Source organism: Enterococcus sp. VV15 (genome assembly GCF_005236045.1).
Taxonomy (GTDB): Bacteria; Bacillota; Bacilli; order Lactobacillales; family Enterococcaceae; genus Enterococcus_B; species Enterococcus_B durans.
The window spans coordinates 19,228-40,671 of record NZ_QPTY01000024.1 but is presented as its reverse complement, the minus strand read 5'-3'; the positions used below and the strand labels follow the sequence as shown (position 1 = coordinate 40,671).

The window sequence follows — 21,444 nt, the reverse complement described above, 5'->3', positions numbered from 1 at the left end:
CGATCATTAAGGAGGAGGAAAATGACTTTACAATTTATTCTTGGAACGAATCGGAAGGATCATCGCGGCACGTTGATCGCCGAAGCGGTGGAGTGGCTGGCGCAAGAAAAAGACCATCAAGTATTTTTCCTTGTACCTAATTATAATAAATTTGAACAAGAGCAAGAGATTTTGGCGCAGTTGCGTAAAGAAAATGGCAAGGAAACATTCAGCACAACGAACGTTCAAGTCTTTAGTTTTTATCGTTTAGCTTGGTATCTGTTAGCACAAACGACTCTATTGTCTGGCAATGAGCTTTCAGAAGCGGGTTCGGCAATGATTTTACGGCAAATACTGGAAAAAAACGAAGAAAAACTAACGATTTTTCGTGGGGAAATCAATAAAAAAGGCTTTATTCAACAATTGCAGGATCTTTACAATGAAATGCGTGTGGGAAATATTTCTCCAGTTGATCTAGTTCTTTTCAAAGAGGAGAGAACACCAAAGGAAGAAGACCAGCAATTGAAATTAAAAGACCTCCAGCTTATCTTCTCTGAGTTTGAGGAGGAATTGATGAAACGGGCGCTTAAGTTTGAAGATACTTTGACTGTTTTAGCGAGCTACATGAAGACGCTAGATATGAAAAATGTCCAATTTATCATCAGCGGTTTTTCTCGATTGAACGCACAGGAATACCAATTGTTGCAACTCATGATGGAAAAAGGACACTTAGTCGTGGATCTGGTACTTGATCGACCTTATATTGCCGAGATGCCAGAAGTACTGACTTTATTCCATGAAACTGGAAAACTGTATTTTCAGTTGATCAATAGCGCAAAAGAACGAAAAGTGCCGGTTTTTGTTGAAAAATATGCTGTCGATCGAGCACTGCCAACTGCATTGCAGAGTGTATTAACGGTCTGGGAAGATACTTCAAGCAATAAAAAAGCCAAGCCGATAAAACTGGGGCAACAAGAAGACTTGCATGTATGGGAGGCTGAGAATCCAACTGAAGAAGTCAGACAATTAGCTGTTGAGATCCGCCGATTAGTCAGTGAAGAAAATTATCGTTATCGAGATATCCAAGTCTTGACGAAGGAGATGGGGCTTTATGCGAATCTGCTGCAACCTATCTTTAAAGAAATGGCGATCCCTTACTATGTCGATGAAGATCAGCTGATGGAGAATCATCCGCTCATTGAATGGATCAATAGTTTGTTTGCATTAGATCGTTATGCGTATCGTTTGGATGACATCATGCGTTTTTTCAAAACAGAGCTGTTCATCTGCAGACAAGATGAGGTACTTGATTTGGAAAATTGGCAGGTGATGCGAAACCAATTCCGCACAAAACTTGATGTGACAGAAAACGTCGCACTGGCATATAACTATCAGGGAACTTATTGGACGAAAGAAAAGGACTGGCAATTTGTTTCCTATGATTTTGAAGCAGAACAATTAGAAGACGTTCAAAAGCTGGAAAAACAATCAAACGAGATCCGCCACTTCTTCAAAGAAATGGTTCCTCCTTTTTTTGAAAAGATCAAAGAATGTAAGACTGGACAAGAAGGTGCGTCCGTCTTTTATCAATTTTTAGTTCAGAGTGGTGTCCAGCAGCAATTACTGTTTTGGCGCAATCAGGAAATCGAACGCGGGAATCTGGCAGAAGCAAGGAACCATGAACAAACATGGGAAGCATTGATCAATCTATTGGATGAATATGCGTTGATCTACGGAGAAACGCCATTTGATTGGAGCTTGTTCCAAGAAATCATGTCTAGCGGATTAGAGAATTTAAGCTATGGGAAGATCCCAACGGCAATCGATCAGGTCAGAATCAATCGTTTGGAACTTGTTCGGCCAAATCAGGCGAAAATCACTTTTGCCATTGGCCTAAATGATCAAGTCTTCCCTGATCGTCATGAAACGAAAGGACTGCTATCAAGTGAAGAAAGAGAAACACTGAATGCAAGATTGGGGGAAGAACAGTTTCTATTTGATCCAGCTAAAGAAACGATGTCCTTTGAGCCTCTTCAAGCCTATTTCGTCTTTTCTTCTGCTACGGAACGTTTGTACTTGAGTTATGCGGAAAGTTACGATACGAATACATTGAAAATGTCTCCGTATCTACGTCGTATCCTTGAATATTTAACGATTCCAATCGAACGAAAAGAACATCTCCACTTGGATGGCGATCCTAGTTGTTATGTCGGCACGTATCGAAGTGCGATCAATATCATCAATGGTGTCTATCGTTTAGCTAAAGAAGAGAAACAACCACTTGCCGCTTACTGGCAGGAGTTGCGGACTGTCGTCTTACAGTCGAGATGGCGTAATTTTGCTTTGCGTATTTTCGAAAGCCAAGATCATTTAAACATACCTGTCTCACTGCCGCAAAAGATGGCAGAAGAGCTGTATGGCAAGGAAATCTATACGTCAATTTCCAGAATGGAGAACTTCTATAATTGCGAGTACAAATACTTTGTACAGTTTGGACTGAAACTCAAGGAACGGATGGTTTACGGCCTGACTCCAGCGGCCACTGGAGATTTTTACCATGAATCACTAGACCGTTTCTTCAAATTGCTTTTCTCAAATCAGTTGTCATTAGTTGAAATGACGGACAAACAGCGAAAAGAATTTACGGAAAAAGTACTCCAGGAAGTGTTTGGCGAATTACGTTTTGAGATTCTGGATAGTTCTGCCCGTATGAATTACATTCGTTATCAATTGGGGCAAACGATTCAAAAAGTAGCTTGGGCGTTGCAAAAACAAAGTAGAAATACTGGGTTGAAACCATTGCAGACAGAGATTTTATTTGGTCAAATCGCAGGCGCAAATGGTATCCCTGGTTTAGAACTTCCGTTGAACAATGGCGGGAAATTACATGTACGTGGAAAAATCGATCGAGTGGATGTCGCTGTTGAAGATGCAGAAACATGGTTGAGTGTCGTTGATTATAAATCTAGTGGCCGTTCCTTTGATGTGACGGAAGCATATTATGGGATGGCGATGCAATTATTGACCTACTTAGATGTGGCACTGATGGATGCGGTCCGTCTTACAGGCAAGGCAGCTGTTCGTCCTGCAGGTTCCTACTATCTGCATGTTCATAATCCGGTGCTGACGGATACCAACGAAGTAGAAAAAGACACATTGAAGAAATTCAGCTATGATGGTGTGTTTGTCGATGATCCAGGATTGTTGGAAGTATTGGATCATTCTTTAGAAGCTAAAGAAAATTCTTTGATCTACCCAGTGAAAAAGAATGCGAAAGACGAGTATCAAAAAGGAAGTTTCAGCAAAGATAAATTCTATACAGAAGAAGAGTTGCAGCTTTTTATGGCGCATAACCGAGCGAATATGCGTTTAGCGGGAGACAAGATCACATCTGGTGAAATCAAGCTGAATCCAGCGTATAAGGACAAAGAACGAATTGCTTGTCAATTTTGTCCGTTTAGAAGTGTATGCACATTTGATGTGATGCTGAAGGAAAACAACTATCACCGCTTAGAAAAATTGAACAAAGAAGAAGCACTGCGTAGAATACTAAAAAGGAGCGAAGAAGAGTGAATCAAATTCCTTTAAAACCAGAAAATGAAAGATTTACCGATGAACAATGGCAAGCTATTTTTGATCAAGGAGATAACTTGCTTGTTTCAGCTTCAGCAGGTTCTGGGAAAACAACAGTACTTGTACGCAGAGTCATCGAGAAATTGAAGATGGGGGTCAATCTGGACGAGTTGCTGATAGTGACGTTTACCGAGGAGGCCGCACGAGAAATGAAGGAACGAATCCAGGAGGCACTACAAGAAGCAGTCAATACAGAAAGTGATCCCATTCGACAACAGCACTTCACTAAGCAGTTGGTCTTATTGCCAACGGCCAATATCTCAACATTGCATGCGTTCTGTCTGACAGTGATACGCCGTTATTACTATTTGATCGACATTGATCCGGTTTTTCGAATGTTGACAGATGAAACCGAAACGATCTTGATGAAAGAAGATGTCTGGGATGAATTACGAGAGGCGTTCTATGCTGAAAATAGGGAAGAATTTTTTCGATTGACGATGAATTTCTCGAATGATCGTTCAGATGATGGTCTAACCAATCTGGTCTTTTCACTTTATGAATTTGCTCGTGCGAATCCTGATCCAAAAGAGTGGTTAACAAAATTAAGTGAGAGTTATCGCTTAGAGAATGGACTCGCTGATTCTGACCTATACAAAACACAGCTTCGTCCGCTGATTTTAGCTGATATGCATCAATGCGTGCAACTGTATGAGAAAATGGTGCAATTAGCACAGGAAGAAGGTCTTGAAAAAATGTACGATCAGGTATCTGGTGAAAAAGGCCAGATACAAGTGATCTATGAACATCTGTTACAAGACCAGATTCCAGAAGCCTACTCTGGATTAGAGACGCTGACATTCACAACGTTTAAAAGTAGTCGGAAAGCCGAATTGAAAGAACGCTCTGCTGAGGTCAAAGAGTTAAGAGACCGTGCAAAAAAAATCATTCAGCAACTTGGAAAAAATTACTTTCCTGTGTCACCAGAACAAATGGAGGAGCTGACCAAAAAGGCATATCCGTTAGTGAAAGAAATGATAAAAGTCACAAAGGCATTTATGAATGGTTTTAGCCAGCGTAAACGTGAAAAAGGGTTATTGGATTTCAATGATCTAGAACACTTTGCTTTACAAATATTGACGAAAAAAACCGATGATACATGGTTGCCTAGCGCAGCATCCGATCATTATCGCAAGCAATTCAAAGAAGTCATGGTGGATGAGTATCAAGATGTCAATCAGTTACAAGAAGCCATTCTTTACTGGTTGCGTGAACCGAATGAAACAAAAGGCAACATGTTTATGGTAGGAGATGTCAAACAATCCATTTATTCGTTTCGTTTAGCAGACCCAAGCCTGTTTATCCAAAAGTACGAAGCTTTTTCTAAAACAGAAGGCGGACGCCGTATCGTTTTAGCAGAAAATTTCCGTTCCAGAAAAGAAGTGCTTTCATTCACAAATTTAGTCTTTGAACAAATCATGGACCCAGTCGTAGGTCAGATTTCGTATGATGATGCGGCAAAGCTTGTTCTCGGTTTCCCAGATTTTCCAGAAACTGAACAATTTGAACCAGAAATATTGATTTACGAAAAAGAACAGGAAGAAACGACGATCGAATTGCCAGTGGATGATATTTTAGAAGACAAAACAGAAGGCGAATTGTTCATGACTGGATTAAAGATCCGCCAATTGGTCGATGAAAAATTCATGATCTATGATAAAAAAATGAAAAAAAATCGACCTATCGAGTATAGAGATATCGTTCTTTTGACTCCTACAAAGAATAATAATCTGACGATTTTAGAGATATTCAAGACGTTTGATATCCCTTTGGAAATGAATGACGCTCAGAACTATTTTCAAGCGACAGAGATCCGAACGATGGTCTCTTTGCTGCAATTGATCGATAACCCTTATCAGGATATTCCTTTAGCATCTGTTTTACGTTCACCGATCGTTGGATTGATCGAACCAGAACTAGCCCGAATTCGTTTAGCAGATCGGTCGCATACGTATTATGAAGCTGTTCTTGCTTATCAAGCTAAGCATACAGACGAACTTGCAGATAAGCTGACTCATTTTGGTGAACAGTTGGAGATATGGCGCGAACTAGCCCGCCGTTCTTCCATTACAGATCTTTTATGGGCTATCTATTATCAGACAGGCTACTTAGAATATGTAGCTGGATTGCCAGCTGGGGCGCAACGCCAAGCAAATCTCTATGCGTTAGTCGATCGGGCAAAATCTTATGAAAAAAGCTCATTTAGAGGTCTTTATCAGTTTGTACGATTCATCGAAAAAATGCAGGAAAAAGACAAAGATCTTGCAGAACCAGTTCTTGCATCTGTAGATAATGCAGTGCGTGTCATGACGATCCATGCAAGTAAAGGGTTGGAATTTCCAGTTGTTTTTCTATTGGATATGACAAAACAATTCAATCTCCAAGATTTAAGAAAAAGATATGCTTTTGAAGAAAAACTAGGGGCAGGTATCCGTTACATGGACCCTGATACACGTGTTCTCTACGACACATTGCCGTACCAAGCAATAAAATTAGCCAAACAAAATAAATTATTGTCTGAGGAAATGCGTAAACTATATGTAGGATTGACACGTGCCGAACAAAAACTGTTTATCGTGGGTTCTTACAAAAATAAGGAAGAAACGTTAAGAATCTGGTCAGAAGTGGCTAACCAAACCTCCCTTGTTTTAGAGCCGTCGACTCGTTTGAAAGGAAAAGGCAGTTTGCTGAACTGGATTGGTTACAGCTTGATGCGTCATCCTAAAATGAAGGTATACGCGGAAGATACAACGGTCCATAATCAGTTGGTACAGTCGGAAAGCCGCTTTTTGATCACATGGATGAAGCAACAAGATATTGTAGAGAACCGCCAATCATTGGCAAATGAGACGAAGAAAGAACTTGAATCAGTGAAGGTAGACCAAACACCACTTCAAGAATCATTGAAAGCCCGTTTAGCTTACAGTTACCCCTACAAAGCATCGACCCAGACGACAAGTTACCAATCCGTTTCAGAAATTAAGCGTTTATTTGAAGATCCAGATGATACGTCTGATTCCAAACTAGTTTGGGAAAACAATGAAAAACGGAGATATAATCAGCAATTCCGTTATACACAAAACACTTTGGCTGAGCCAAAATTCTTACAAAAAAGCCAAAAAATATCTGCTGCCTCTATTGGAACAGCTACACACTATTTATTGCAGTTGCTTCCATTAGAGATGCCAACGACCAACTTCATCCGTTCTCTCTTAGAAGAGTTGGTCGCTAAACGGCTAGTCGATGAAAAAGTCGCTAAAAAAATCGATCTTTCTGGTATTTTGTGGTTTTATCAGACTGAACTTGGGAAACGGCTGGTGCAACACAGCGAACTAGTGAAACGAGAACAGCCATTTTCGATGCTCTTGTCTGCTGATCAAGTGTTCGATCAGTATCCAAATGAAGACGATGAATTGCTGATTCATGGGATCGTCGATGGCTACATCGAATTTCCAGAGTTTATCGAGTTATATGATTTCAAAACTGACTATATTTCAAATGGTGAAAATCAAGCGGAAATAGAAAAAATCGTCCAAAAATATCAAGGACAATTGAATTTATACAAAAAAGCTTTGTCAGAAGCACTAGACAAACCAGTGACAAATGTGTATCTTATTTTATTGGATGCGAAGAAAATAATAAATCTTAATAAATAATAATAATTGAGCAACTGCGACTTACACTTTGTAAGTAATATGCTATACTCTAAAAAAGAGGTGAGTAAGATGGAGCTAACACAGACAGAATTCGCTCTATGTCCTAAATTTGAAAAAACTTTTTCGATATTAGGAAAAAAATGGAATGGGTTGATTATCGATGTATTGCTCGAAAACGGTCCGCAACGCTTTGTTGATCTCGCAGCGAAAATACCTATGGTGAGTGATCGCGTTTTAGTTGAACGATTAAAAGAGCTCGAACGAGAACGAATCGTCACAAGAAACATTTCATGTAATGATTCTGGTCGTTCTGAATATATGTTGACTGAAAAAGGCGCAGATCTCCAAAAAGCAATGGTCCAATTGCAAGTTTGGAGTGAGAAGTGGGTCACTGAGGAAGAATGCAGTTGATTTTGTTTAGAAAATCTTGTAAACTAACGTTAGTTGAATAGATAAAGAACGATGACGAAAAAGAGTAATTTGGATAAACCTGACCAGGGAGATCTGTCATAGACTGTAAGCAGATTCTGCGTTTGAAAAATGAAGTTCACTTTCCGAGTTCGTCTGATGATTCAGACCGGCAATTGTCGTTAAAGAAAATAAGTGTACGGTTTCGACCGTAAATTAGGATGGTAACGCGAAGACCTCGTTCCTTTACAGGAATGAGGTCTTTTTTTGTATTTGAATTTTGAAGGAGGAAACAGGCAAATGTCTTTACAAGCACAACTAGAAAGCTTGAAAGAAGCTACAATCGTTAAAATCACGACTGCACAAGATTTGAAAGAATTAAATCAAATCCGTATAGAAACTTTAGGAAAAAAAGGACCAATCACTGAAGTCTTACGTGGAATGAAAGATCTTAGTCCAGAAGAACGTCCTAAAGTAGGAAGTTTTGCAAACGAGATCCGTGACCTCTTAACAGCTGAAATCGAGCGTAAAAAACAAAAATTAGAAGAAGCTGCATTAAATGCTGCATTAGAAAAAGAAACAATCGATATTACTTTACCAGGCCGTCAGGTAAAACAAGGAACACGTCATATTTTGACACAGATCATGGAAGAGATCGAAGATATTTTTGTGGGAATGGGTTACCAAATCGTTGAAGGAAATGAAGTGGAATCAGACCATTACAATTTCGAACGGATGAATTTACCGAAAGATCATCCAGCCCGTGATATGCAAGATACTTTTTATATCTCTGAGGATATTTTGATCCGTACACATACTTCACCTGTTCAAGCACGTACAATGGAAAAACATGATTTCTCTAAAGGTGCACTTCGAATGGTCTCTCCAGGAAAAGTTTTTCGTAGAGATACAGATGATGCAACCCACAGCCACCAGTTCCATCAAATTGAAGGACTAGTAGTTGATAAGAACGTTACGATGGGTGACTTAAAAGGAACATTAGAAGTCGTAATGAAAAAAATGTTTGGGGAAGACCGTGAAATTCGCTTACGCCCAAGCTACTTCCCATTTACGGAACCTTCTGTAGAAGTAGATGTGAGCTGTTTCAAATGTGGTGGTGCTGGCTGTAATGTCTGCAAACACACTGGCTGGATCGAAATCCTAGGTGCAGGAATGGTTCATCCGAATGTCTTGGAAATGTCAGGGATCGACCCAGAAGAATACTCTGGCTTTGCCTTTGGCCTTGGACCAGATCGAGTGGCAATGTTACGTTATGGTGTCAATGATATCCGTAATTTCTATCAAAATGACTTACGTTTCTTAAGTCAGTTCAAAGGGGAGTAAAAAAGCATGTTAGTTTCTTATAAATGGCTAAATAAATACATCGATCTATCAGCAGTTTCACCAAAAGAACTGGCTGATAAAATGTCTGTGACAGGGATCGAAGTAGAAGGAATCACTGTTCCAGAAGAAGGTTTGAAAAAAATCGTCGTTGGTGAAGTCATGGAGTGTGTGCCACATCCAGATTCTGACCATTTGTCGATCTGCCAAGTAGATATCGGTGAAGAAGAACTGTCACAAATCGTCTGTGGTGCACCAAATGTGAAAAAAGGGATCAAAGTAATCGTCGCTTTACCAAATTCACGCATTGCAGGAAATGTAAAAATCAAAAAAGGAAAAATGCGCGGACAATTATCAAATGGAATGATCTGTGCATTACAAGAAATTGGTTACTCTGATAGCGTCGTTCCTAAAGAGTATGCGGAAGGAATCTATTATTTGCCTCAAGATGCGATAAATGGAGAACCAGTCTTTTCTTACCTTGATATGGACGATGCGATCATTGAACTGTCGATCACACCAAACCGTGCAGATGCGTTATCCATGCGCGGGGTTGCTTATGAAGTGGGAGCAATCTATCGTCAAACACCGAAATTTGCAGATGAAAAACTAGTTGAAGTTGCGCGCAAAGCAGCGGATAAAATCGATGTAACCGTAGAGGATCAAGAATTAGTCCCTGCCTACCAAATTCGGATCATTGAAAATGTCAAGATCCAACCAAGTCCGCAATGGTTACAAAATCTATTGATGAATGAAGGCATTCGTCCAATCAATAATGTCGTGGATATCACAAATTATATCTTACTCTTGTTTGGACAACCGCTTCATGCATTCGATTATGATAAATTAGGTTCTCAAGAAATCGTTGTTCGCCATGCAAAAAATGCAGAAACAATAGTCACATTAGATGGAGAAACTCGTAATTTGACATCAGATAATCTAGTGATCACAAATGGAAAAGAACCAGTTGCATTAGCTGGTGTGATGGGTGGACTTGACTCTGAAATCACAGAAACAACGACAACAGTCGCACTGGAATCTGCCTTGTTTGATCCAGTTTCGATCCGTCGTACAGCAAAACAATTCAATTTGCGCAGTGAATCTTCTGCACGCTTTGAAAAAGGAATCAACAAAGCAACTGTTGGTGAAGCAAGTGATGTTGCTGCTGCCATGATCCAGTCACTAGCAGGAGGAGAAGTACTAGAAGGTGCTGTCAAAGGTTCTGAATATCAAGCAAATGAAGTAGAAGTATCGATTACATTGTCGCGAATCAACCAATATCTAGGAACAGCATTAACAGTAACTGAAGTGAATGAAATTTTTGAGGCGTTAGGTTTCGGTTATCAAGTGACCGGGGAAACTTATACGGTCGTTGTTCCACCTAGACGCTGGGATATTCAAATCGAAGCTGACATCATCGAGGAAGTTGCTCGGATTTACGGCTATGATCGTTTGCCTTCTACATTGCCAAGTGGAGCAACTGTCGCAGGAAGCTTGACGAGTGAACAAGCAGCCACACGTAAGATCCGTACTTTATTAGAAGGTAGTGGATTAAGTGAAGCAATCAGCTATGCATTGACAACAGAAGAAAAATCCCGCCAATTCACAACAAAGGAATCACAGATCACAAGACTGGACTGGCCAATGAGTGAAGAACGTTCTGTTTTAAGAATGAATTTGATCAGTGGTCTATTGGATAATGTCAACTACAATGTGGCAAGAAAGAATAGTGATGTAGCGTATTATGAAGTAGGTCGTGTCTTCTACCAAGAAAATGATCCGTTGACACACTTGCCACAAGAAGTGAAACATGTTGCCCTAGCCTTGACAGGGACATGGCAGGAAAAGAGTTGGCAAGAAAAACCTGAAACAGTTGATTTTTATACGATCAAAGGTGTATTGGAAAACTTGTTTGAACAATTAGCAGTGGCAGATGAAATCTCTTATCAGCCAACTACTACCATGAAAGACATGCATCCCGGAAGAACTGCGGAAATCTATCTAGGAGAAACGTATCTTGGTTTTGTCGGTCAAGTTCATCCAAACACAGCAAAAGCATATGATATTCCAGAAACATATGTAGCGGAATTCGATTTGTCTTCAGTATTGTCAGCCGCTCAAAAAGGAATCACATTCCAAGCAGTGACGAAATTCCCAAGTGTGACACGTGATATTGCAATGTTAGTGAAAGAAACAGTGACAAATCAAGAAGTAATGACTGTCATTCGTGCAGCAGCAGGAAAATTTTTAACGAGTATCCAATTGTTCGATGTCTATCAAGGACAAAATATCGAACCAGGATATAAATCGTTGGCGTACAGTTTGACGTTTACGAACCCAGAAGCCACAATGACCGATGAAGAAATCAATCAAGCGATGGCTAAAGTAGAGAAAAAACTGACCGAAACAGTCCAAGCAAATATTCGATAATAAAAAAACAATGACTAAATCAGTACGATTTAGTCATTGTTTTTTTGTTTATCCGATTAATTGAAGTAGTTGATACCCATTGCAGTTTTGACTTCTGCTAATGTTTTCGCTGCTACTTTTGCGGCTTTTGCGCTTCCTTCACGAAGAATCGCCATGACCGCATCTGGATCTTTGGCTAACTCTTCACGACGGGCGCGGATCGGCGCGAATTCTTCTTCTAAAACATCAATCAAGTAACGCTTGATCTTCACATCACCAAGTCCGCCACGACGATAATGAGCTTTCATCTCTTCGATTGCTTCTTTATCTTTTCCAAAGACATCTAAATAAGTGAAGACCATATTTCCTTCAACTTGTCCAGGGTCTTCGACATGAATATGATTTGGATCAGTATACATACTCATAACTTTTTTCTTCACGACATCAGCGGGATCAGAGATATAGATCCCGTTTCCTAATGATTTACTCATTTTTCCGTTACCATCAATACCCGGTAAGCGACCCATTCCTTTAGGTGGAAAAACACCTTTTGGTTCAACTAAGACATCACTGTACGTATGGTTGAAACTTTGCACGATTTCTTGTGTTTGCTCCAACATTGGTTTTTGGTCTTCGCCCACAGGAACTAGATTTGCTTTGAAGGCTGTGATATCAGCTGCTTGAGAAACAGGATAGATGAAGAACCCAGTGGGAACACTTTCACCGAATTTCTTTTGTTCAATTTCTGTTTTGACTGTAGGGTTACGACGCACACGACCTACGCTGACTAGATTCAAATAGTACATCGTCAACTCTGCTAATTCTGGTATCTGAGATTGAATAAAGAGCGTAGACTTTGCTGGATCAAGTCCTACTGCTAAATAATCGAGTGCAACCTCTAAGACATTAGAAGATACTTTTTCTGGGTTTTTAGCATTATCAGTTAATGCTTGCATATCAGCGATCATCACAAATAGTTGATTGTTCTCGTCTGCTTGCATGTCAACACGTGTTTTTAATGAACCAACATAATGGCCTAAGTGTAATTTTCCTGTTGGTCGATCGCCTGTTAAAATAATATTTTTCAAAAAAGACACCTCTTTACGATTTCTAAGACTAAGCACTTCATATCTTACCGTTTTTTAGATGAAGACACAACAGTTGCCAATCAAAATTCAAGTAAAATAGAGAAAAAAACGGTAAGATAGTCAAAGACTTGCTAGAAAAGAGTATCTAGGAAATTTTCAAAGAAACTTTACAAGTAGCTTACCTATCAGATATAATATGTTCTATTATATATCTTTAAAGGAAATCTTACTAAATAATAATGGGAGTGTAATGTGATGGCAATGATTAAATTTGATAACGTAGAGAAATACTACGGCAAATTCCAAGCTTTGAAAAACATAAACCTTGAGTTTGAGAAAGGGGAAGTCGTCGTTGTCATTGGTCCTTCTGGATCTGGGAAGAGCACTATGCTTCGATGTATCAATGGGTTAGAAGTGATCACTTCTGGAAAGCTGTTGATTAATGATATCGACCTACATGATAAAAAGACAAAGTTAACAGAAGTACGTAAAAATGTTGGGATGGTTTTTCAACATTTCAATCTTTATCCAAATAAAACTGTCTTAGAAAATATCACTTTGGCACCAATCAAAGTGTTGAAACAAGATCAGGCAAGTGCTGTAAAAAATGCAGAAAAATTTTTGAAGAAAGTCAATATGTTAGATAAAAAAGATTCTTATCCATCAATGTTGTCTGGTGGTCAACAACAGCGTGTAGCGATTGCTCGCGGACTTGCGATGAATCCTGAAATGCTGCTTTTTGACGAGCCAACTTCTGCACTTGATCCAGAAATGATCGGTGATGTTTTGGATGTTATGAAAAAATTAGCACATGATGGCATGTCGATGATCGTGGTTACTCACGAAATGGGATTTGCTAAAGAAGTAGCAGACCGCGTGATTTTCATGGCTGATGGAGAAGTGTTAGAGGACAGTCGTGATGTGAAGAATTTCTTTGAAAATCCAAAGGAAGAGCGAGCAAAACAATTCATCAGCAAAGTAATCAATCATTAATCATCAGTAGGAGGAATAAGATGCGTAAAAAATCGATTATTCGTTTATTTTTCCTTTTAGGGCTCATGTTTCTGGTATTGACTGGCTGTAAAGGAAAAAGTGTTGCAAATGAAAACATATTAGAACGTAGTAAAAAAACAGATACGATCGTTTGGGGCGTAAAATATGATACCCGATTGTTTGGTATGATGGACATTAAAAGCAGCAAAGTAGAAGGCTTTGATATTGATATTGCTAAAGCAATCACTGAGAAAATTCTAGGCAAACAAGGAAAAGCGGAATTTGTGGAAGTGACATCTAAAACACGTATTCCTCTATTGAAAAATGGGAACATTGATGCAATCATTGCGACGATGACGATCACGGATGAACGAAAAAAACAAGTTGACTTTTCGGAAGTCTATTTTGATGCAGGGCAGTCATTACTTGTCAAAAAAGGAAGTCCAATCAAAAGTGTGGATGATTTGAACGCGGATACAACGGTATTAGCGGTTAAAGGTTCAACTTCAGCCATCAATATTCGAAAACATGCACCAGATGCAAAGATCCTTGAACTAGAAAACTATGCAGAAGCTTTTACAGCGTTGCAGTCAGGTCAAGGGGATATGATGACAACAGATAATGCTATTTTATTAGGGATGGCAGATGAAAATCCTGAGTACACTTTAGCTGGAGGAGCGTTCACGAATGAACCATATGGGATCGCAATCAATAAAGGGCAGAAGGATTTCTTGGATGCTGTCAACAAAGCGTTGAAGGATATGCTTGCAGATGGTACGTATGAAAAAATCTACCAAAAATGGTTCCCAGGTTCAACGCAAGGGAAAGTGGATTAAGGAGGAAAAAGAATGGGTGAATTGATACAAACATATGGATCCACCTTCGTAGATGGATTTAAAATCACGATTTATTCAAGTATCTTAGCCTTGTTATTCAGCTTGATCATCGGTACATTGATGGCAATTTTCCAATTGTCGAAAAACAAACTAATCAGCGGTTTAGCAAAAGCTTATGTTGAATTTTTTAGAAATATTCCATTATTGATCATTGTGATGTTTTTCTATGTCGTTGTTCCTCTCTATTGGATCAGCTTTGATGGATTCCAAGCAGGGACGATCGGTTTGACAATCTACACATCTGCATTTATTGCAGAAACAGTGCGCTCAGGGATCCAAACAGTACCAAAAGGTCAAACAGAGGCTGGATTATCCGCGGGTCTTACTTATTCGCAGACGATGCGTTATATCGTTTTGCCTCAAGCATTTAAGATCGTGGTACCGCCACTTGGAAACCAGTTTATCAATTTAGTAAAAAATTCTTCGATCTTGGCCATTGTTGCCGGTTTGGATCTAATGTACCAAGGAGACTTGATTGCGAGTGAAACATTTAATACATTCGATACGTATATCATTGTTGGGCTCTTTTACTTAGTGATTACTTTGCCATTGTCTTATTTGATGGTTTATCTTGAAAAAAAATGGGCAGTTCGTTCATAGAAAGGGGAAAACAGAATGGATTTTAGTGGCGCTTTTTCATGGATGAATATCCGCTTTTTATTAGAAGGACTAAAAGTCACGGTAGAAGTATCGTTGTTCTCGATCATTTTTAGCTTTTTGATTGGCGGTTTGACAGGGGTCATCCGTTTCTCGAATATTCCTTATTTTTCAAAAATCTTAGGATTTGTGATCGATATCATACGAAATCTACCGTTATTGCTGATCATCTTTTTCACATATTTTGCTTTACCACAGATCGGGATTCAAATGAATATCTTCTGGTCAGCTGTTGTCGCTTTGACGATTTTTGAATCAGCAATGTTATCAGAAATTTTTCGTGCCGGGTTGAATGCTGTTCCTAAAGGACAAATGGAAGCGGGGCTTTCGACAGGACTGACTTATGTTGAAACTATGAGAATCATTGTCTTACCGCAAGCCTTTAAATCAATGATTCCTGCTATCGTCAGCCAATTGATCTCATTGATCAAGGACACTTCTTTGGCAGTGATCATTTCGTTACCTGAATTGACACACCAAGCACGAATCATCTACGGGCAAAACACGAATTATGTCTTACCGATGTTCGTCGCTATGACATTCATGTACTTCGTTGTTTGTTATGCATTATCATTGCTTTCTTCTTATCTAGAAAGAAGAAAATACAGTTATTAAACCAAAATCTAGGCTATTACAAGCTTTAAAAAGAAGCATAAACGCACGATCATTAGAAAAAACCGCTATTCGTAAAACGGGTCATTTTACGAGTAACGGTTTTTTTGAATGAAACACATGTGAAATTTACTTTAGTAACGACAAAAGTTATTTTGCAGTCAAGATTAAGTTATCGATTTGTCTTAATAAGTTTTGTTTTGACATCTTTTCTAAAAAAAGTAAGTAGCATTATCTCTGATAAAATGGCAGAATATAACCAAAAAGCGATCAGATATTTCACTAAGTCTAATTGGATGTGAGGAGAAGCAGAATGGAGATAAAGACGAAGAGTCTCAACATACGGAAGTTTGTTTCTGGAGACATCGATAGCTTTATGGACTATCGAAACAATATTGATTGGATGCGTTATCAAGGGTTTAAAGGAAAGTCAAAGGCGTTCTACGAAGCTGAATTACTTCATGATGTCTCTTTGGAAAAAGGGATGCAGCTTGTAATTATCCATACAGACACAAATCAGTTGGTGGGGGATATCTATTTGAGAAAGGAAAATGATACCTATTGGATCGGGTATACTATTCATCCACAATATGCCAGAAACGGCTACGCATCAGAAGCAGTTACTGAAACTATAAATTGGGTCATCGATCAAGGAGGCAAGGTGATCAAGGCGGGTGTTTTACCAGAAAATGATGCTTCAATCAGGTTGCTTGAGAAACTTGATTTTACTTATGAGACGAAAATAGAGGACGAGTTGATTTATATCTATAACTTGTATCAACGGTAACTAAATTTACAGAAAACTTCAAAAATAATCCGAACAGCGAATAAAAGAAAAGAGGTTGGGACAGAAGTGTTTAACTCCGAGAAATAAGCCGAAATTCACGAAAATTGCTTTTCAAATTTTTGTGAATTTCGGCTTATTTAAGAAGGAGTTGCTTCTGCTCCCACCGTTTATTCGTTTTTAAAGAATGAGACAACAGTGCTTCTTACTTTTGTCCCACACTCTTTTCTTTTTGTAACAACAATCAGCAAATGTATACTGCATTATATGGGAAAATCGAAGGGGATTCCAAACTTTTCAGTTGAATGATGTAAAAATCTATATCTAACCATGTTATATGTCTGTAGCAAAACTGATTTTTAGATTTGTCCCACATTCGGTTTTCAAATAATAACTATAGAAATAGGGGGTAGCAATTAAGAATGTAGGACTTGAAAAATAAGGGCAAAAAGTCCACAATAAGGAAGATAGAATTTATTGAAAAAAGGATGATATGAGTGACTGATAAGCGCCCAATAGGTTTTATTGATTCAGGGGTCGGCGGCTTGACCGTAGTGAAAGAAGCCTTGAAACAATTGCCAAACGAAAATATTTTATATATGGGAGACACTGCACGTTGTCCTTATGGTCCAAGACCCGCAGAGCAGGTCATCAAATTTACCTGGGAAATGACAAACCATCTGGTGGAGCAAGGAATCAAGATGTTGGTGATTGCTTGCAATACAGCGACAGCGGTTGCGTTGGAAAAAATCAAAGAAACGCTCCCCATTCCAGTTATCGGTGTGATCCTACCTGGAACAAGAGCGGCAGTGAAGAAAACAAAAAATAAAAATGTTGGTATCATTGGTACACTAGGAACGGTAAAAAGTGGTGCGTATGAAACAGCCCTTAAAGAAAAAGTACCGGAATTAGTAGTGACTAGTTTGGCTTGTCCGAAATTTGTTTCGGTAGTCGAAAGTAATGAGTACCATTCATCAGTAGCAAAAAAAATAGTAGCGGAAACCTTGACACCGCTTCTCTCTAAAAATATCGATACGCTTGTTTTAGGATGTACACATTATCCATTGCTGCGTCCGATTATTCAAAATGTTATGGGAGAGAATGTTACACTGATTGATTCAGGAGCTGAAACAGTAGGTGAAGTATCTATGTTATTAGACTATTTTGAAATCAGTAATTCGCCAAAAAACGGCCGAGAGATTTGTCGATTTTATACAACGGGTTCTGCGAAACTTTTTAAAGAGATTGCAGAAGACTGGTTACCGATCGACCATGTAAAAGTAGAACATATTGATCTAGGAGGAGTATGAGACATGCGTCATGATGGAAGACAGGCACAGGAATTAAGAAAAGTAACGATCCAAACAAATGTTTTTAAACATCCGGAAGGTTCTGTTATGATCAGGTTTGGTGATACGACTGTTGCATGTTCTGCAACGGTTGAAACCAGTGTCCCTCCTTTTTTGAGAGATACCGGTACAGGTTGGGTCACTGCTGAATACAGCATGCTTCCGCGTGCGACGAATACGAGAAACCGCAGAGAGAGCAGCAAAGGAAAACTATCAGGTCGAACGATGGAGATCCAACGTTTGATCGGACGTTCTTTGCGAGCCGTCGTTGACCTAGAAAAACTAGGAGAACGTAGTATCATTGTGGATTGTGATGTCTTACAAGCAGATGGCGGGACGCGTACAGCAAGTATCACAGGTGCGTTTATAGCCTTGAAACTAGCTGTTGACAAATTGCTTCAAGAGAAGAACTTAAAAGAAGACCCTATCAAAGAACACTTAGCAGCAATCAGTGTAGGGATTCTTCCAGATGGAACCTGTGCAACGGATTTAGATTATGAAGAAGACTCTGCTGCATTGGTGGATATGAATCTCGTGATGACTGAATCAGGAAAGTTTGTGGAGATCCAAGGGACTGGTGAAGAAGCCACTTTTGATGGCGAACAATTGAATGAAATGCTTTTTTATGGAAAGAGTGCGATTGAACAGCTGATCTTGGAACAAAAAAACAGCTTGTTTACTCCAGAAGTGTCAGATACTTTGGAAAAAGACAAGACAATCGTCATCGCTACTAGAAATGCAGGAAAAGCAGAAGAGTTCAAAGCGATGTTCGGTAAAGAAGGATACGAAGTGAAGACATTGTTCGACTATCCAGAGTTGCCAGACGTGGAAGAAACGGGTTCGACATTCGAAGAAAATGCACGCTTGAAAGCGGAAACGATTGCTCATTTACTGAATCAACCTGTGTTAGCAGATGATTCTGGATTAAAGGTGGATGCTTTGGGGGGCATGCCGGGCATCTATTCGGCACGCTTTGCCGGGGAACATAAAAGTGATGCTGGAAACAATGCAAAACTCCTTTATGAATTGACAGAAGTACCAGATGAAAAAAGGACTGCCCAATTTCATTGTACGTTGGTTTTTGCTGCACCAAACAAGGATAGTTTAGTAGTGGAGGCAGAATGGCCAGGGAAGATCGTTAGGATTCCACAAGGTGAAAATGGGTTTGGTTATGATCCGTTATTTCTACCAGATGGGTCTGATAAAACAGCAGCAGAATTACCAAGTGAAGAAAAAAATAAAAAAAGCCATCGTGCGCAAGCGATGAAAAAATTAAGCAAACAGTGGAAAACATGGCTGGAAGGTGGGAAATAAGTGCGGTATTTAGTAGTAAGTGATAATCATGGCGATCGAGATATCTTAGTACAGCTGGTCGAACGTTACCAAGGAAAGATTGATCATTTCTTCCATTGTGGGGACTCAGAATTATCAGCAGAAGATGTGTTGTGGAATGTTTTTAATGTCGTTCAAGGCAATTGTGATTTTGGTCCAGGATACGAAACAAAGCAATTTATCGATACAGGGGTCGATAAAGTATTGCTTACTCATGGACATCTAGCGAATGTCCGTTTTGGCCTGACTCAGTTAGCGATGGCAGCTAAAGAACTAGGAGCGAACATGATCTTTTTTGGACATACTCATCAAATCGGTTGTGAATTTGACCAAGGCATTCTCTATTTAAATCCTGGCAGTATTTCCCAGCCTCGTGGCCCAATCCAAATCCCATCGTATGCAATTATTGATAGTACAGCAACCAAAATAGAGGTACAGTACTATAATCGTGCACACCAACCAGTAGAGGAATTGACATTTACGTATGCACGCTAACTTAAATTTCTCTAATTTTTGCTAAAAAATCAATTGATTTTATGATTTGTGCATCCGTTTTCGGTAAAATAAGATTGTTGAGTGAAATAGAAATGGAGGGCATCCGATGATTGGACCTATTGTAAGAGATTTATTACTACAAAATCAGGAAACTTTTTTGATTCCTGCTGAAAATGTAGCAAATGTGATGTATCAACATCCTTTATCACATGGGTTGCTCGTTTTATCGAAAGTTGGCTACACGAAGATCCCTGTTTTAGGAAAAGATGACCGTTTTGTTGGATTAGTTAGTCTATCCGATGTGGTAAACAAGATGATCGACCTTCAAACGATCAGTATGGATCCTTTAGAAGGGTTGACAGTAGCTGATGTGATGGAGACAAATGTTCCAACGATCGACGAGAATTGGGAACTAGAAGATGTCTTGCATTTGCTAGTGGATTCGCCATTTTTACCAGTTGTGACAGAAGAAAAAGTCTTTAAGGGGATCATTACCAGAAAAGAATTATTGAAGGCTGTGAACTATATGGTTCATGAATTAGAACGTCGGAACATCGTCTCTCCTAAAGTAGAAGAATTAAAAGAGAAAATCAATATCGTCAGTTAGACGAATGAGTAAAAATAAGGCAGTCGACTTTCTACCTTAAACGAAAAGTGTTTCAAAAGCACCCACTGAGAAGCTGATTCTCTGAAAAAGTGACTTATTTCAGAGGATACAATTTTCTCAGAGCGCTTTTGAAACACTTTTTTGATATAAAGATGAGTGAGGCAAGAGTAAAGTCTCGTTTGCTTAAGCTGCTTTTATTAGAATGACAAATCTAAGTTATTTTAAAATGATCGGAGTGTTAGGGATCGTAAAGCCAGCAGCAGTGAGCTCTTTGACATAAGAGCTTAGAAATTCTTCTTTTAACGCAAACTGTTTCCCATTTAACACGTAGCAAACCGTGCGGATCGCGAAGTTACTGTTCCCTAGATCAACTAGACCAAAAATCTCTGGTTGTGTTTGTAGTTCATCATTGTATTTTTCTGCTAAACGTGTATTTACTTGTTCAATGATACCGTAGATACGGTCATATCCTTCTTCTGGAACGATCCGAATATCTAATAAAACTTGCATATTTGCCCGTGAAAGATTGCTGATCGTTGTGATATTACGGTTAGGAATAAAATGGACTGTTCCATCCGTTGCTTTTAGCTGCAATGTTCGAATACCGACAGAAACAACTGTTCCTTCAATCGTCAAGTTCGCCAATTTTACATAGTCACCGACATCCATTTGCTGTTCCATAATAATGAAAAAACCTGTGATGACATCGCTCATAAATCCTTGCGCACCTAACCCGATAGCAACCCCGGCAATTCCAGCTCCTGCTAATAGTGAGCCAATTGGGACACCGATCACTGATAAAATCGCATAGATGAAGAAGAAACCCATCGTATAATGAAAAATGGTATTTAATAGACTGTGTAACGTTTTTAAACGACTCTCGTTTAGGACTGTTTTTTTAGCATACTGTTTAAATGATTTATCCATCAGATATTTTCCGATTCGATTGATCACGCCAAATAAGACGATCAAAAAAACTAAATAAAGTCCTTTCTGGATAAGTGTGGCTAGAATCCCATCCCAATCGATCCCGTCCCAAAAACGTTGAAAGGCATTTACTTGGTTGGCTGCCTGTTCCGTCAATGTTTCTCCTGTAGATGTGGTAGATGAAGCAGTAGCTAATTGTAAAAGCATAAAATCTCCTTTTCTATACTATTTGATGTACTTGTATTGTAACAATAACTGACACAAAAGAAAATCTCCAT

General features: G+C 39.1%; 16 protein-coding genes and 1 other annotated feature. Of the genes, 14 read left to right on the top strand and 2 right to left on the bottom strand.

Going from position 1 to position 21,444, the window contains the following annotated elements:
* Window positions 1-21 precede the first annotated feature (21 nt).
* The 5 genes from DVW83_RS09610 to pheT all read left to right on the top strand — a co-directional run bounded on the left by DVW83_RS09610 (window position 22) and on the right by pheT (window position 11,447).
* The gene (locus DVW83_RS09610) at window positions 22-3,552 is read left to right on the top strand and encodes a PD-(D/E)XK nuclease family protein (protein WP_104661135.1); all 3,531 of its coding nucleotides are present in this window, start codon (window positions 22-24) and stop codon (window positions 3,550-3,552) included.
* Window positions 3,549-7,268 carry a helicase-exonuclease AddAB subunit AddA gene (addA, locus tag DVW83_RS09605; RefSeq protein ID WP_104661134.1) on the top strand — a complete coding sequence of 1,240 codons (3,720 nt, stop codon included), beginning with the start codon at window positions 3,549-3,551 and terminating at the stop codon, window positions 7,266-7,268. Before DVW83_RS09610 ends, addA begins: the two co-directional genes overlap by 4 nt.
* A 69-nt stretch (window positions 7,269-7,337) precedes the next feature.
* Window positions 7,338-7,679, top strand: a complete 342-nt coding sequence (locus DVW83_RS09600) for a winged helix-turn-helix transcriptional regulator (protein WP_104661133.1) — start codon at window positions 7,338-7,340, stop codon at window positions 7,677-7,679.
* Between the two features lie 42 nt (window positions 7,680-7,721).
* Window positions 7,722-7,925: a binding site (T-box leader), on the top strand.
* A 51-nt stretch (window positions 7,926-7,976) separates the two neighbouring features.
* Window positions 7,977-9,020, top strand: a complete 1,044-nt coding sequence (gene pheS, locus DVW83_RS09595) for a phenylalanine--tRNA ligase subunit alpha (protein WP_104661132.1) — start codon at window positions 7,977-7,979, stop codon at window positions 9,018-9,020.
* A 6-nt stretch (window positions 9,021-9,026) separates the two neighbouring features.
* Window positions 9,027-11,447 (top strand): phenylalanine--tRNA ligase subunit beta, encoded by a 2,421-nt coding sequence (pheT, locus tag DVW83_RS09590; protein WP_104661131.1) that lies wholly within the window; start codon window positions 9,027-9,029, stop codon window positions 11,445-11,447.
* A 56-nt stretch (window positions 11,448-11,503) separates the two neighbouring features.
* Here pheT and trpS read toward each other — a convergent pair whose 3' ends face one another.
* Complete coding sequence (gene trpS / locus DVW83_RS09585) at window positions 11,504-12,514, bottom strand: tryptophan--tRNA ligase (RefSeq protein WP_005877083.1); 1,011 nt, start codon at window positions 12,512-12,514, stop codon at window positions 11,504-11,506.
* Window positions 12,515-12,769: 255 nt separating this feature from the next.
* On the opposite strand from trpS, the gene DVW83_RS09580 reads away from it, so the two are divergent.
* The 9 genes from DVW83_RS09580 (at window position 12,770) to cbpB (ending at window position 20,239) form a co-directional block, all read left to right on the top strand.
* Window positions 12,770-13,507, top strand: coding sequence for an amino acid ABC transporter ATP-binding protein (locus DVW83_RS09580; RefSeq protein ID WP_104662070.1), 738 nt, complete (start codon window positions 12,770-12,772; stop codon window positions 13,505-13,507).
* A 20-nt stretch (window positions 13,508-13,527) separates the two neighbouring features.
* On the top strand, window positions 13,528-14,343 hold the full coding sequence (locus DVW83_RS09575) for a transporter substrate-binding domain-containing protein (RefSeq protein WP_104662071.1): 816 nt from the start codon (window positions 13,528-13,530) through the stop codon (window positions 14,341-14,343).
* A gap of 12 nt (window positions 14,344-14,355) precedes the next feature.
* On the top strand, window positions 14,356-15,003 hold the full coding sequence (locus DVW83_RS09570) for an amino acid ABC transporter permease (protein ID WP_016176730.1): 648 nt from the start codon (window positions 14,356-14,358) through the stop codon (window positions 15,001-15,003).
* 15 nt (window positions 15,004-15,018) lie between these two features.
* The gene (locus DVW83_RS09565; protein ID WP_104662072.1) at window positions 15,019-15,675 is read left to right on the top strand and encodes an amino acid ABC transporter permease; all 657 of its coding nucleotides are present in this window, start codon (window positions 15,019-15,021) and stop codon (window positions 15,673-15,675) included.
* A 310-nt stretch (window positions 15,676-15,985) separates the two neighbouring features.
* Window positions 15,986-16,459: a GNAT family N-acetyltransferase gene (locus DVW83_RS09560; protein ID WP_104662073.1), complete on the top strand. Its 474-nt coding sequence runs from the start codon at window positions 15,986-15,988 to the stop codon at window positions 16,457-16,459.
* Window positions 16,460-16,953: 494 nt separating this feature from the next.
* Window positions 16,954-17,766 (top strand): glutamate racemase, encoded by an 813-nt coding sequence (gene racE / locus DVW83_RS09555; protein WP_104662125.1) that lies wholly within the window; start codon window positions 16,954-16,956, stop codon window positions 17,764-17,766.
* Between the two features lie 3 nt (window positions 17,767-17,769).
* Window positions 17,770-19,119 carry a ribonuclease PH gene (gene rph / locus DVW83_RS09550; protein ID WP_104662124.1) on the top strand — a complete coding sequence of 450 codons (1,350 nt, stop codon included), beginning with the start codon at window positions 17,770-17,772 and terminating at the stop codon, window positions 19,117-19,119.
* Window positions 19,120-19,632, top strand: coding sequence for a metallophosphoesterase (locus DVW83_RS09545; RefSeq protein WP_104662123.1), 513 nt, complete (start codon window positions 19,120-19,122; stop codon window positions 19,630-19,632).
* A 106-nt stretch (window positions 19,633-19,738) separates the two neighbouring features.
* Window positions 19,739-20,239, top strand: coding sequence for a cyclic-di-AMP-binding protein CbpB (gene cbpB / locus DVW83_RS09540; protein WP_005877101.1), 501 nt, complete (start codon window positions 19,739-19,741; stop codon window positions 20,237-20,239).
* Between the two features lie 216 nt (window positions 20,240-20,455).
* Here the strand turns inward: cbpB and DVW83_RS09535 are convergent, their stop codons facing one another.
* Complete coding sequence (locus tag DVW83_RS09535) at window positions 20,456-21,373, bottom strand: mechanosensitive ion channel family protein (RefSeq protein ID WP_104662122.1); 918 nt, start codon at window positions 21,371-21,373, stop codon at window positions 20,456-20,458.
* Between the last annotated feature and the right edge of the window lie 71 nt (window positions 21,374-21,444).

Bases quoted from the DNA above. Each gene is read 5' to 3' on its own strand.
- DVW83_RS09610 (WP_104661135.1), top strand. From the start codon at position 22: ATGACTTTACAATTTATTCTTGGAACGAATCGGAAGGATCATCGCGGC.
- DVW83_RS09600 (WP_104661133.1), top strand. From the start codon at position 7,338: ATGGAGCTAACACAGACAGAATTCGCTCTATGTCCTAAATTTGAAAAA.
- pheS (WP_104661132.1), top strand. From the start codon at position 7,977: ATGTCTTTACAAGCACAACTAGAAAGCTTGAAAGAAGCTACAATCGTT.
- pheT (WP_104661131.1), top strand. From the start codon at position 9,027: ATGTTAGTTTCTTATAAATGGCTAAATAAATACATCGATCTATCAGCA.
- DVW83_RS09580 (WP_104662070.1), top strand. From the start codon at position 12,770: ATGGCAATGATTAAATTTGATAACGTAGAGAAATACTACGGCAAATTC.
- DVW83_RS09575 (WP_104662071.1), top strand. From the start codon at position 13,528: ATGCGTAAAAAATCGATTATTCGTTTATTTTTCCTTTTAGGGCTCATG.
- DVW83_RS09570 (WP_016176730.1), top strand. From the start codon at position 14,356: ATGGGTGAATTGATACAAACATATGGATCCACCTTCGTAGATGGATTT.
- DVW83_RS09565 (WP_104662072.1), top strand. From the start codon at position 15,019: ATGGATTTTAGTGGCGCTTTTTCATGGATGAATATCCGCTTTTTATTA.
- DVW83_RS09560 (WP_104662073.1), top strand. From the start codon at position 15,986: ATGGAGATAAAGACGAAGAGTCTCAACATACGGAAGTTTGTTTCTGGA.
- rph (WP_104662124.1), top strand. From the start codon at position 17,770: ATGCGTCATGATGGAAGACAGGCACAGGAATTAAGAAAAGTAACGATC.
- cbpB (WP_005877101.1), top strand. From the start codon at position 19,739: ATGATTGGACCTATTGTAAGAGATTTATTACTACAAAATCAGGAAACT.
- DVW83_RS09535 (WP_104662122.1), bottom strand. From the start codon at position 21,373: ATGCTTTTACAATTAGCTACTGCTTCATCTACCACATCTACAGGAGAA.